The sequence below is a fragment of the Gordonibacter pamelaeae 7-10-1-b genome (genome assembly GCF_000210055.1).
GTDB lineage: Bacteria > Actinomycetota > Coriobacteriia > Coriobacteriales > Eggerthellaceae > Gordonibacter > Gordonibacter pamelaeae.
Map to the genome: position 1 here is coordinate 2,697,959 of NC_021021.1, position 12,835 is coordinate 2,710,793.

A 12,835-nucleotide genomic window follows, 5' to 3' on the forward strand; every position below is an offset into this window, starting at 1 on the left:
TCCTCGATCCCGGCATCTGCCGGGATTTTTTCGGCCGATGTTATTGACCATTGCTCAATAGGAAGGAGCGCGAAACGATGGAGAAAGACGGTATTGCGGCGCGGGAGCTGAAAAGGCGGTCGCGCGAGGCCTTCGACGGACAGGCCGCGACGTACGACGGCGACACGCACGGCGCCCACGCTAGAACGCTATACCCCCATGTGGCGGAAGAGGTGGTTCGCGCGGTAGCGGGAATGCCAGCCCCGCACTTGCTCGACCTGGGGTGCGGAACCGGCGCGCTCTCCGAGCTCGTCCTCGGGCAGGTCACCGGCGCTTCGCTCACGTGCCTCGACCTGTCACCCAGCATGCTCAAAGCCGCCCGGGCTCGCCTCGGGGGGTCGGCGGAGCTCGTGCTCGGCGACGCAGAAAAGCTCCCGTTCAGGGACGGATCGTTCGATACGGCGTGGTGCAACGACTCTTTCCACCACTATCCCGATCCCGAGCGTGCCGCCTTCCAGATTTGGCGCGTCCTCAAAAAAGGAGGATCGCTGGTGATCGGAGACGTCTGGCAGCCCGCCCCCGCCCGGGCGGTCATGAACGCTTGGATGCCCCATTCTGCCGAAGGGGATGTGCGCATCTACTCAGAAAGGGAAATAAAAGAAATCCTAGGAAAGTGGTTCGACAATGTGAATTGGCGACGTGTGGGGTCCACCGCATGCCTCGCCATCGCCCGCAAAGGACATTAATCGCGCGCGCGTCGTGGGACGCATCGTTTGGCGCGGACGCCTACGTGCAGTTCCTCGGCGCGCTCATGCCCCTTATGGCGGGCATCGCGTGCGGGCTTGCGGCTGACGACGAAAGGAGGGCGGGACGCCTCGCCAACCTGCTTGCCGCGCCCTCGCGTCGGATAGCGGCTCTGGCAAAGCTTGCCGTGCTCTGGCTCGCGGCGGCGCTGACGCTCGCCGCCGCGGTGGCGTTGTTCGCCTGCATCCTGGCGATCGCGGGAAGGCTCACGTTGCCGGCGTCCTCGCTTGCCCTGTCGGTCGGAGGGCTCTCGCAGGAGGAGCTCGCCGTGAAGCTGAACGTGGTGCGCCAGGCCGTCTCCAAGTGGGAGCGGGGGCTCTCCGTGCCCGACGCCGACCTGCTGATCGCCCTCTCGGAGGCGACGGAGACGCCCGTGAGCGAATTGCTGGGAGAATCCGCCCCGGCACCGAAAGCGGACGGGCTGGAAGCCCTGGGCGCGAAGCTGGAGGTCGTCAACCTCCAGCTCGCGCGGCAGAGCGAGGCACGCCGCAGGGTGATCCGCGGCGTTCTCGCCGCGGCCTGCGCGGCAGTGGTGCTGATTTTCGCATGCCTTGCGATCCTGAGCGGCTCCTACCTGGGCTGGGATCTCGACGACCCGGAGACGGCGGTCGCCGTTGCCGCCCTCCATGCGTTCGAGTGGGCGTTCGTCAGGCTTGCGCCGTTCGTGCTCGCGGGCGCTGCAGTGGGATTGTTCCTGATAAGGAAGAGGGGCTAGCTCCCAGATGCCGGCATGGCCATTCTCGCGGCGTTCCATGAATCCGCGACATGCTGCGCTCGAAGCGCATCTGGGCTAACGCCGGAAAGGCGTCGAAGAGGGGAGCCGGGACGAGCCCCCGGAGGGTCCCGGCTTCCTCGCTTCCTACCCTATGCGCTTGACCATGACCGCCTCGCCGTCGCGGACCTCGACGGGCTCGAACCCCGCCTTCAGGTACATGCCGCGCGCGAAGTTGTCGAGCTGCACGCTTAACGAAATGCACTTCCATCCCTCGCCTTCCGCGAGCCGGAGCATGGCGTCGAGCAGCCTGGATCCTATCCCCATGCCCCGCCATTCGGGGTAGAGCGACATGGCGAGCTCGGGGGTCTCAGCGTCCACGCTGCCGTAGCCCGCCGCGGCGCGCGTCCAGACGGCGCCGACCACGGCCCCGTCCGCCACCGCAACCAGGCAGCGGTCGGCCTCCCCCGACCCGAAGCCCTGGTAGTACCCCCTGAGCGCAGGGTGCTGCAGGACGGTGCGGGGGACTGGGCCGTCCTCCGGCCTCTTGAAGATCGCCTCGTAGGTGAAGTCGGGCAGAAGCGCCCATTCCTCCGGCGCCGCCTCTCTGATCTCGACGTCCGGACAGGAGCGCTTTTCAGGATCGGTCGCCCCGGAGCCGAAGATCACCACGCCTTCCGACCAGCGCAGCAGCAGGTCGACAAGATCGCGGCGATCATCGTCGTTTGCCGGACGATGGGAGTCCCAGTCGCGGCCAATCGCGAGGATGCGGGCGTCATCGCCGTCGAGCAGGCAGGCGAGCTCGGCCTTCGCGCGCGGGTAGGCGCCCGTACGCGCGAACTGGAGCGCCTGCAGCGCGAAGAACGCCCCTTTGAAGAGGGATTCCAGAATGCCGTCGGCACTGTCGCCGTCGAACACGCAGGCGTGGCATGCGGCATGGTAGATCCCGGACGCCCCCATTCGGGCGGCTTGCAGGGCATCGTCTCTCGAGAAGGGTCCGACGTCGGGGAGGGCGCCGAAGAGGGGCGCTGTGTCGTGGTAGAACTGGAAGAGCTCGTGGCGCGGCCATGCGGCGAGGACGGCTTCCGACCCGACGAACCCGCAGGCAAGATTGCTGTCCGGCATCGATCGGACGACGGAGCGGTAGCGCGCGAGGTCGTCCGCCCCGACGCCGTCCAGGAGCACGACGAGGTCGACGTCGCTGCCCTCGCATGCCTCTCCCCGCGCGCGGCTCCCCTGGAGCCCGACGAAGCACAAGCGTTTCCCGAGCTCCGCCTCCAGCCTTTCCTTGGCATCATCCGCCCATACGAACGCGTCCATGGCTTCCTCCGATCCTGCGCGTAATGCATGCCTGAAATCCGATCAATGCCCGCGGTGTTTCTCCTTGCGCTTCTCTGAGCGCAGGGCGCGCTTGCGCGATGCGGTCTCCCTCCTCTCGGCGGCGCTCTTCTTCCGGGCCGCCGCCTTGCCCTGCTCGCGCATCTCGGCGATGGCCTGCTGCGCCTTGGTGCTGGGAGCCGCCTTCGCGGCGGCCTTCGCGGCCTCGCGCTGCCTGCGCTTGGGGTTGCCCGGCTCCCTCCTTCGCTCCGCCTCGACCTCGGGCGAGAACCTCAACGTGTCCCACCTTTCGAGGATGAACTTGAGAATCTCTTCCTCCGAGGGCTCCGCCCCGAACACCACGCGAGCGGCAGAGAGCCCGCCTTCCTCTACCCTCTCGACCGTGCCGACCCAGAACTGCCCGTCGAAATAGACGGTGAAAGTAATCGACGGCCCTTCTCTCCGCATGCTCCGTACCTCCTTGAGCGCATAGGAAACCGAGTCCCGGCCTTGCAGGGGCTTTCCATGCGGAGAAGAGACAACCAAGGAGGCAGGTTACGGACGGCGCCGATGGCGCCGCGCCCCGACTACTCAACGGGGCCGTGTTTTTATCTCCTTAAAGCATTTTAACAAAGGGTCTGCCGCATCCGCGATGCAACAGTCTGTTGCTTGCATATTGAGAGGTGCTTCAGATAATTAGAGACGGAATGCCAATAGAAAGGGATCCATATGGCGCTAAAAGATATCCTCCCCGAGCTGCGCCGCGAACGCGGTCTTACCCAGGAGCAGCTCGCGAAGAGGCTCTACATCACCCGCCAGGCGGTGAGCCGATGGGAGACGGGCGAGACGACGCCCGGCATCGACATGACCAAGCTCATCGCGCGCGAGCTCGACGTCCCCATAACGGAGCTCCTCGAGATGCCCGATCACTACTGCCAGAGCTGCGGCATGATGTTCACCGGCTCCGGCCAGCATGGGCATGAAGCAGACGGCACCGAGACCGAGGACTACTGCCGCTGGTGCTACGAGGACGGCGCCTACACCTACGAGACGACCATGGACGACATGATCGAGGAGTGCGCCCCGCGCATGGCGGAGGCCATGGGATGGACCGTGGACGAGAGCGCCTCCCTCCTCGGCGCGGTGCTTCCGACGCTCGAGCGGTGGAAGGGGTAGGGGCCTGCCGGCAGCCGCAGGGTCCCGGATAGGTTTCGGCTCAGAGGCCCGCGACGTATTCCGCCGTTTCGTCAGGAATCCGGAAATGCAGGGAAAGAAGGGATGCGCCGTCCTTCGTCGTGATGCCGAAGCCGTCGAACAGGAAGATGCCCTCCCCGTCGTCGACCATTACATCGTACCTCGCGATGCCCTTTTCCAACCAAAGCGAGATGCTTGCGACGTCGAACTGTTTCGTGAAGACTTCCTCCACCTCTTCGGGCTCGTTCTTGCACAGCAGGCCCGTAGTTCACGAACACGCAGGTCAGCTGCTTGCCGATGGCTTTCGCGCACAGCGCGGCAACCACGGAGGAGTCCACGCCGCCGGAAAGGCCCAGGATCACGCGCCCCCCACCTGCGCGCGGATGGCGGCGATGGAGTCCATGTTCCAGTTCGCCTCAAGCCCGCAGACGCCGAACAGGAAGTTCTTCAGCAGCTCGTTGCCGTAGGGGGTATGGCGCACCTCCGGGTGGAACTGCGTGGCGTAGAGCTTGCGCTCCGGGCATTCCATGGACGCCACGGGGCACACGTCGGTCTTCGCCGTCACCGCGAAGCCTTCGGGAGCGCGGCTCACGGCGTCGCGGTGGCTCATCCACACGGTCTGCTCCGCCGGCGTGTCGCCGTACAGTGCCGACGTGCCGCCGTCCGTGCGCGTAAGCGGCGTCGGGCCGTACCCGCCCTTTTCCGTGTGGCCGACCTCACCGTCCAGCGTCACGGCCATGATCTGCTGGCCGTACTGCGCGCCAAAGTCGAACACAAGGACTTTCTGGTCGGACGTGGCGTTCACTGATGCTTCTTCACGATGTTTTTCGGGCGCCCTCCATGATACCCGAAAGATGCGTTCGCGTCTCCGGCTACCACCCGCGCGCGTCCAGCACGCAGGCGGTCACGCCCACCAGCCACAGCAGGTCGTGCCCCGCCTTCTCGCGCAACTTCAAGATGAAATCCGGCGCCGTCATGGAAGCCCTGCCTTTCAAGTGCACGGTGCGACGCGGACTCGCCATGCCATGCACTGCCCGCGACTTCAGGCGCCACGCACGGAATCCGAACCTTGCTGTGCGCAAAACGCGTCGAACACGTCCAAGAGCTCCATGCGCGCGTGCGTTTCGGTCTTCTGGTAGATTTTATGGATGTACGTGCGCGCGGTCGACTCCGCGATGACCAGCTGTTCGGCGATGTAGACGGCATTGCGGCCGAAAAGCAGGTAGCCCATCACTTCCCGCTCGCGCCCCGACAGGCCGTACGCCTGCGCGAAACCATCGAGCAGCTTGTCCCGCTGGTCCAAATCCTCCAGCTTTTCCATGGCGGCGCGGTCGCCCGACAAATCGCGCAGTCCGACCACCTCCGTGTTCGTGAACACCGCAAACCCGACGACGAGCACGCCCAACACCCCCACGAACGCGGCGACACCCGGCAGGTCGGCCCAAGCGGTCTGCGTCGGAAGCGCCATGCCAACGCCCCAGCCTGCGAGCATGCCCGCCGAGGACGTCACGCGCGCGCCCGTCATGGCGCGCACCAAGGAAGCGTCGTTGGTCTTCACGGCATTGCAGAAGTCGTTGAGGGAAAGTATTTCGAACGTCAGGAAGCCGAACATGACCAGGCCGCCCGCCGCGGTCCAGCTTTGCCCGCCCAGCATGCCCAGGCAGCAGAAGCCCGCGCCCATGGCCAAAGGCGCAAGCCGGTACAGCCCGTACATGCCCTTCACCTGCCGCGTGAGAGCGAAGACGGCGCCCGCGATGCACGCGACGACGATGCAGCAGCCCGCCTGCACGAGCGGCCCGCTCGCCCCCTGCACCCCTTGTCGCACCATGACGCATGAGAACAGGGCGAACAGCGCCGCGAGCGCCGCCAAGGCGCCGTAAAGCCGGTAGACGACCGGAGGCAGCGGCGTTTTGGAAGCGTCGGCGCTCGTCGCCCACGGCTCCGGCGCGTCGGAGGTCTGCGCGAACGAGCGGTAAGCCAGCACGAACGAAACCGCGGAGGCCACCGGCAGCAGCACCGACGCCGCCTGCATGGCGCCCTTTCCCATGCCGTACAGCGCGAACAGGACGACCGACCCCACCGCATAGGAAAGCGTTATCAAAAGCGCAGTCTCACCCAGGTGCAGGTAGCCGAAAAAGCTCAGCCACCCGACAAACATGCACGTGTCCGCCACGCCGACGAAAAGCGCCGCGGCGGCGACCATGCCCGCGTTCTGCGCAAGCCCCAGCGCCGCGACGCCGGCGATGCCGAACACGGCGGACAGGACGGCCAAGACCCAGACTCCCCGCGTGGTAGCCAGCTGCCGCGCGACGCCGCCGACAACGACGAGGGCGAGCAGCCGGAAGCAAAGCTCCCAAAGCTCGAACGGCGTGCCGCCGGGACCCGTCAGCTGCCCGAACAAAGGCGAGGGCGAGACCGCCACCAGAAACAGCCACGCCCAGAAAAATCCGAATCCCAGCATGCGGACTGAAAACAGCTCGCTCGTGCGCATCATGCCGACTCCCATGTATCGAAATGCCTCTCCCTTTGCGATGCGCCGACCTTCCATCGGCGCCGTAACAAGTATAAGCCCCTCACCGGCTTCATGCGGACCTTCTCGCTTTACGTTCGTCAAGGTACGCCTCTTACCAGGCGTTTCGCAAATATCGACGTTTTGGTGGACCCTCTCGACGGCGGTTTCGGCGCTTTGCCTATACCGCCCGGGCGCCGCGACGCGTAGCCTGCGTGCCGGTAAGAGGAAACGAGAGGAGGATGAAATGGAAAGAACTCCGGGGGAGGCGGCGGAGGCTTCCCTGCCGCTGGACGACGCGGCGTCCGCATGCATTGCGGCGTGCGCGGAGACAGCGCAGGCGGTCGACGAGCCGACGGAGGAACCGACCTTCGAAGAGCGCGTCGCGCGCGTTCGCAAGACCCTGCACAGCAGAGGCTCCTTCACCGAAATCATGCGCAAGACGCTCGTGTTCTGCGAGACGCGCCGGAACATCGAGGACGTGGAGCAGGAAATGGCGACGTACCCGGAATTCCGCTACGTGGACCAAAGCCAGCGCAACATCGTCGCACACCTCGTGAACGCCGGCGGGGTCGACCGCTTCGACCTCGACCAGGACGGCAACGAGGTCACGCCCGAGATGACGGAAGGCTTGAGCGAGGACGAGGCGGACGAGCTCGTCTGCTCCTACGCCCTGCAGACCACTGACGCCGGAAAGGCCGCAGCCGACGAGCTGGAGCCGAAAAAGCGCTTGAGCGCCCTGCTCGACTCCATCGCCGCGCGCAAGGGCGCCTACCTGGACCTGCTGGAATTCTGCCGCGAACCCCGCACCTACCAAGCGGTCGCGGACGCCATGAAGGCGAAAGGGCTCGGTCTGAAGTCGACCAACGCCCTGTCCAGCCTTCCCGTCCACCCCAGCGCCCTGCTGGCGAAGCTGGAATCGACCGGCGGCCTGGTGTGGGACGAGGGTTGGAAGCTCACGAGCGCGGGAGCGGCAGCGCTCAAGGCCGCCGGACGCACCGTCTGACGGACCGCACGCGCCATCCTGGCGCGAAAGAACCGAAACCGCCGAAGAAAGGACGAGAACACATGGAAGACAAGGAGAGGACGCCGCGCGCATCCATGACGCGCCGCAGCTTCGCCAAGCTTTCGGCGCTGGCAGGCGCGGCCGGAGCGGTCGGGCTTGCCGCCCACGGCTCCCTGACCGAAACCGACCAGGCGTTCGCCCAGTCGGGCGTGGAGCGCGTCAAGCACCACACCGTGTGCCACAACTGCTACAACAACTGCCCGTGCTGGGTGTACACCGAGGACGGCGTGGCAGTGAAGATCGAGGGCGACGAGAACGGCACGCTCAGCAAGGGCGCGCTGTGCACGAAGGCCCTGAACCAACTGCACCTGGTCTACAGCCCGCGCCACGTGCTGCACCCCATGAAGCGCGTGGGCGAACGCGGCACGAACGAGTGGGAGGCCATCAGCTGGGACGAGGCGCTCGACCTGGCCGCCGAGCAGATGGCCACCGCCGTGAAGAAGTACGGCATGTACTCCGTCATGGTGGGCGCCGGCGGCGGCGGAACCTACGGCAACGTGTTCCAGCGCGTCACGCAGGACGCCCTGGGCGCGCCCGTATGCATTTCCGCCGGCGGCTGCCAGTGCTACCTGCCCGCCGACTGCGCGGGCCAGTGGATGCGCGGCGGCTCGAACAACCGCCACGAGGGCAACAACGCCCGCGAGATGTGGAACGCGTGGAACCCCACTATGGAGGCCGTGGTCCTCTGGGGCGCGCAGACTTCCGCGTCCGGCGCCGCCTACGCCGCCCGTGCGAACGCCGACATGCGCGAGCGCGGCATCAAGACCATCGTCGTCGACCCCTACTTCACCGAAGAGGCGGCGAAGGCCGACATCTGGCTGCCCGTGCGTCCCATGTCCGACATCGCCATGCTGCTGGGCTGGTTCAACTACATCATCTCGAACAACCTCTACGACGAGGAATTCTGCAAGTACTGGACCAACTACCCCTTCCTCATCAACCCGGAAACGCGCCTGCCCTGGCGCGCCGAGGAAGTCTGGCCCGACTACGTGAACCCCTCGGCCGACCCCAACGGCGTCTACGACACCCCGGCGTTCGTGTGCTTCGACGCGCGCACCAACTCCATCCAGCCCTTCCCCTTCACGCTGCCTGAGAACTCGCCGGTCGACCCGGTCGTCTTCACCACCGCGGTGGTGAACGGCGTAGAGTGCCCCACCGCCGGCCAGATCCAGTGGCAGGAAGCGGAACCTTGGACGCTGAAAAAGACCGCCGAGGTCACCTGGGTCGACGCCGACCGCATCGAAGAGGCCGTGAAGCTGTACGCCACCACGAAAAGCGGCATCGGCACCGGCCAGTTCGCCGACATGAGCGAGCTTTCCTCCAACTTCATCTTCGGCACCATGGCGCTTGACATGCTGTGCGGCAAGGTGGACAAGCCCGGCGTGGTGCTGACCGAACAGAAGCCCGAGTCGCGCTGGACGCACCGTCCCACCCAGTTCTGGTGCACCCGCCCCTACCAGGAGACCTTCGGAGTCGGCTGGACCGTGGGCCTGACCCTCGAAGAAAACACGCGCCGTTCGCAGGCCGCGGTGGACGCCTGGAACGCGAAGGGCGTCGACGGCGAGAAGAAGCGCCAGGACTTCGTGGACTACCAGCGTGCGCGCCTGGGCTCCGACCGCCACAAGGCGGTCCACCAGTGGCAGCTCAACGAGCTCGCCCCTGTGCGCGAGGCGCTGCTGACCGGCGAGCCGTACAAGATCTCCGTGCGCTGGGAGCAGGTGGGCAACAAGTACTGCACCATGAGCAATGGCGAGGAATGGAACCAGGCCTACGCGACGCTCGACTACTGCATCCAGCAGTACCCCATGATGACCTCCACCACCTTCGAAGACGTGGACCTGTTCCTGCCCCTGCAGGAATGGCTGGAGTTCGAGCACGGCTCTGAGATGGTGACGCAGTTCAACCAGACCTTCATGCGCAAGCAGGTCGTGCACCTGGGCGAGACCGCCGACCCGTTCATCGTGGCCACGCAGCTGGTCGACCGCCTGTGCGAGAAGCTGGGTGGCGACGACCAGATCCTCGACCGCGACTTCCAGTTCAACGGCACCTACCGCACGAAGGAGGACATCTACCCTGAGTGGGCGAAGGCCTTCGGCGTGGACGACTGGGAAGAGGCCGTGCAGCATTCCGAGGACCACACGGTCACGGTGCCTATCGAGGACCTGTACCAGTACTACCAGTATCTGGACATTGTCGACGACGGCCTGCCCGCCGGGTTCGCCACGCTTTCGCGCAAGTGCGAGCCGTACGTGACCATGGCGGTGCTCAACGGCCGCTACGGCTTCCCCTACATGTTCCCCTTCACGCAGGACAGCCCAGACGACTACGACACCGAGTACGACGCCGTCTGCACCTACAAGGAGCAGAGCGAGAACATGCTGGACGACGACCCGGACTACCCGTTCTACCTCACGACCGGCCGCGTGGCGCACTACCACCACACCACGCTGCGCAACGCGCCGTACAGCCGAGAGCTCATGCCCGTGCCGGACTGCCGCATCAATCCGCGCGACGCCGAGAAGCTGGGCATCGAGCACGGCGACTGGGTGCGCCTGTGGTCCCGCCGCGGCGAAACGCGCGGCCGCGCGTACCTGACCGAGGGCGTGCGCCCCGGCGTCGTCATGATGGAACGCTTCTACTTCCCCGAAAGCTTCGACGAGACGCAGAAGAACCCGTCGGGCGGCTGGCGCCAGTGCAACGTCAACCTGATGGCGCGCGACGACGTCGTCAACCCCAACTTCGCCTCCGCGTCCTGGCGCGGCTACCGCATCAACATCGAGAAGTCCGAGAAGCCTGAGGGCATCTGGGTGGAGCCGGAAGAGTTCCAGCCCTTCATGCCCACGCTCCAAAGCGAGCCCAATACCGAGGAGGTGTTCCACCGTGCCTAAGAAATGCCTGGTCATCAACCTTGACCGCTGCACTGGGTGCGACAGCTGCATCGTCAGCTGCAAGTTCGAGAACTCGCTGCCGCTCGGCGTGTACTACAACCGCGTGCTGGCGGTGGGCCCCACGGGCACCTACCCCGACATCGAGCGCTACAACCTGCCGGTCCAGTGCCAGCAGTGCGAGCACGCCCGCTGCATCGAGGTGTGCCCCACCGGCGCGAGCTACCGCGACACCGAGACGGGCGTGGTGTTGGTGAACCGCGACGACTGCATCGGCTGCCGCTACTGCATGTACGCCTGCCCGTACGGCGTGCGCTCGTTCGACAAGGAGGCGGGCGTGGTCGGCAAGTGCACCCTGTGCAGCCAGCTGACCGCCGACGGCTACTCCAAGCCGGCCTGCGTCCACAACTGCCCGGGAGGCGCGCGCTTCTACGGCGATCTGGAAGACCCGGAGTCCGACGTCTCCAAGGAGCTCGCGAAGTACGACGACGAGTGCATCCACCAGCTGCCCGCTCCCGACGGCGAGGCGCCGCTCACGCGCTATATCCTCTCGCCGAAGTACGCCTCCTGGAAGGAGAACCTGTAATGGAAGAGATCATCCAATGGCCTTTGGTCCTGTTCTCCTTGCTCGCCGGCGCCGGCGGCTGCGCGTTCGCGTTCGCAGGCGCCTCTGAGTTCGTCGGCGGCACGAAGCGCGCCCGGTTCGCCGTGGGCATCGTCTCGCTCGTGCTCGTCGTGGTCGGCGGCCTGTTCTCGGTACTGCACCTTGCCTCCCCGCAGCACGTCATGGCCGCCGTGCGCCATGTGTTCTCGTTCTCGGGCGTTTCCGTCGAGCTCATGGTGTTGGGCCTGCTCGTCGTGGTCGGCGTGGTCTACCTGGTGCTTTCCAAGCGCAGCGGCGTCGACGGCGCGCGCAAGGGCTTTGCTGTCGCCGGCATCGTGCTGGGCCTCCTGCTGGCGTTCGTGACGGGCCATGGCTACGTCATCAGCGCGAAGGCCGCCTGGTTCACCGAGATCCTGCCCATCGCGTACCTGGGCACCTCGCTTGCCGCCGGCGCCCTGCTGTTCCTGCTGGTCAGCCTGGCCGCCGACAAGGAGTTTTCCGCGAAGCCGTGGGGCGTGCCCGTGGTCGCGGCGTCCATCGTTGGCGCGGTGACCATCGTGGCCTACCTGGCCTACCTGCAGTCGGCAGGCTTCGACGTCGCCTCCCAGGCGCTCGTAACAGGTTTGGCCGTTGCCTGCGGCATCGTGGTCGCCATCGGATGCTCCATCGCCATCCTGCGCTGCGCCGCGGGCGGCAACCGCCAGACTTTGACCGTGCTCGCGGCGGTCGGCTTCGTCGGCGCGCTGGCAGGCGGCCTGGCGGTCCGCATGCTCATGTGGCTCTTCTCCGAAGGCTTCATGGAGCTCTTCGAGGCCGCGCGCGTCGTGCTCAACTGCTAGCCCTCTCCACTATTTTCCCCTCCTCTCTTGCCGGGCGCGCCTTCGCGTGCCCGGCGCATTTTCCACCTTTTTGTCCGTAGAACGGAGCCTTCGATGAATCACGCGACAGAACTTCAAACGGCCATGGAAGAGCGGCGTTCGCTGTACTCGCTGGTATCGCTGCTTTTCGCGGCTCCCTTGACCCAGGAGCAGATCGACCGGCTGGGCGACGCGGGGCTTTCCGAGCGAGAGGACGTCTCCCACGGCCTTGCCGTCATGGGAAAGTTCCTGCGCAAGCACGATGCCGACACACGCCAGGCGCTCGCCGTGGACTACACGGGGACGTTCTACGGCATGCGGACGACCGGCGGGCGCGCTGCCCTGCCCTACGAGTCGGCGCACGACGAGGAAGGCGGCGAGCAGATGCTCATGGGCAAAGCCCGCGCCCGCGTCTACAACGTGTTCAAGAAGCACGCACTGCGCCTTGGCCAGAGCCTGAACCTTCCGGAAGACCATCTGAGCTTCGAGTGCGACTTCATGGCCGTCCTGGCCGAGCGCACGAAGGAGCGCCTGGCGGAAGGCGACGACGCCGAGGCGCTGCGCCTGCTGACCACGCAGCGCTCCTTCCTCGCCCGCCACATCGCAAGCTGGTATCCGCGCTTCGCGCAGCTGGCGCTTTCCCTTTCGAAAGAGCGCTTCTACCACGGCGCGCTCGAGTTCGCGCAGGATTTCTTCGCGCTGGACGCCGACCTGCTGGACGACGCCATCGCGGCCGTCGAGGATGAGACCGGCCTGCGCGCCGAGGACGTCGCGCTCGACATGGAGTGGCTGGAAACGCCCCCGCGCGACGACGAGGCCGGCCGCGCGGGCGACGAAGCGTGGAAGGCGGCGTCGTGCTAATGGAAGGAATCACCCGCAGAACGCTGCTGGAAGGCGGCGCCAGCATC

The 12,835-nt window shown here is 66.1% G+C and carries 11 protein-coding genes and 1 pseudogene; 8 read left to right on the forward strand and 4 right to left on the reverse strand.

Annotated features, from left to right (window positions below; genetic code table 11):
* Nucleotides 1-77 precede the first annotated feature (77 nt).
* Nucleotides 78-725 carry a class I SAM-dependent methyltransferase gene (locus GPA_RS12505; protein WP_041239598.1) on the forward strand — a complete coding sequence of 216 codons (648 nt, stop codon included), beginning with the start codon at nucleotides 78-80 and terminating at the stop codon, nucleotides 723-725.
* 74 nt (nucleotides 726-799) lie between these two features.
* The gene (locus GPA_RS12510) at nucleotides 800-1,498 is read left to right on the forward strand and encodes a helix-turn-helix domain-containing protein (RefSeq protein WP_083809282.1); all 699 of its coding nucleotides are present in this window, start codon (nucleotides 800-802) and stop codon (nucleotides 1,496-1,498) included.
* A gap of 144 nt (nucleotides 1,499-1,642) precedes the next feature.
* Here the strand turns inward: GPA_RS12510 and GPA_RS17530 are convergent, their stop codons facing one another.
* Nucleotides 1,643-2,815, reverse strand: coding sequence for a GNAT family N-acetyltransferase (locus GPA_RS17530; RefSeq protein WP_015540086.1), 1,173 nt, complete (start codon nucleotides 2,813-2,815; stop codon nucleotides 1,643-1,645).
* Nucleotides 2,816-2,857: 42 nt separating this feature from the next.
* On the reverse strand, nucleotides 2,858-3,280 hold the full coding sequence (locus GPA_RS12525) for a YjdF family protein (protein ID WP_015540087.1): 423 nt from the start codon (nucleotides 3,278-3,280) through the stop codon (nucleotides 2,858-2,860).
* A gap of 261 nt (nucleotides 3,281-3,541) precedes the next feature.
* Here GPA_RS12525 and GPA_RS12530 point away from each other — a divergent pair, with 261 nt between their 5' ends.
* On the forward strand, nucleotides 3,542-3,988 hold the full coding sequence (locus tag GPA_RS12530) for a zinc ribbon domain-containing protein (RefSeq protein WP_015540088.1): 447 nt from the start codon (nucleotides 3,542-3,544) through the stop codon (nucleotides 3,986-3,988).
* Nucleotides 3,989-4,148: 160 nt separating this feature from the next.
* On the opposite strand, the pseudogene GPA_RS12535 reads toward GPA_RS12530, so the two are convergent.
* Together GPA_RS12535 and GPA_RS12540 are read right to left on the reverse strand one after the other, a co-directional pair.
* A pseudogene (locus GPA_RS12535) lies at nucleotides 4,149-4,769 on the reverse strand (glutamine amidotransferase-related protein); the annotation flags it as partial.
* A gap of 279 nt (nucleotides 4,770-5,048) precedes the next feature.
* Nucleotides 5,049-6,500 (reverse strand): helix-turn-helix domain-containing protein, encoded by a 1,452-nt coding sequence (locus GPA_RS12540; RefSeq protein WP_015540090.1) that lies wholly within the window; start codon nucleotides 6,498-6,500, stop codon nucleotides 5,049-5,051.
* Between the two features lie 262 nt (nucleotides 6,501-6,762).
* On the opposite strand from GPA_RS12540, the gene GPA_RS12545 reads away from it, so the two are divergent.
* From GPA_RS12545 to GPA_RS12565, 5 genes are all read left to right on the forward strand, one after another.
* Nucleotides 6,763-7,521, forward strand: coding sequence for a hypothetical protein (locus GPA_RS12545; RefSeq protein WP_015540091.1), 759 nt, complete (start codon nucleotides 6,763-6,765; stop codon nucleotides 7,519-7,521).
* 62 nt (nucleotides 7,522-7,583) lie between these two features.
* Nucleotides 7,584-10,469, forward strand: coding sequence for a molybdopterin-containing oxidoreductase family protein (locus GPA_RS12550; RefSeq protein ID WP_015540092.1), 2,886 nt, complete (start codon nucleotides 7,584-7,586; stop codon nucleotides 10,467-10,469).
* On the forward strand, nucleotides 10,462-11,052 hold the full coding sequence (locus tag GPA_RS12555; RefSeq protein ID WP_041239599.1) for a 4Fe-4S dicluster domain-containing protein: 591 nt from the start codon (nucleotides 10,462-10,464) through the stop codon (nucleotides 11,050-11,052). Before GPA_RS12550 ends, GPA_RS12555 begins: the two co-directional genes overlap by 8 nt.
* Entirely contained in the window at nucleotides 11,052-11,909 is an 858-nt protein-coding gene (locus GPA_RS12560; RefSeq protein WP_015540093.1) for a DmsC/YnfH family molybdoenzyme membrane anchor subunit, read from the forward strand. Before GPA_RS12555 ends, GPA_RS12560 begins: the two co-directional genes overlap by 1 nt.
* A gap of 93 nt (nucleotides 11,910-12,002) precedes the next feature.
* The gene (locus GPA_RS12565) at nucleotides 12,003-12,788 is read left to right on the forward strand and encodes a TorD/DmsD family molecular chaperone (RefSeq protein WP_083809132.1); all 786 of its coding nucleotides are present in this window, start codon (nucleotides 12,003-12,005) and stop codon (nucleotides 12,786-12,788) included.
* Nucleotides 12,789-12,835: the final 47 nt, after the last annotated feature.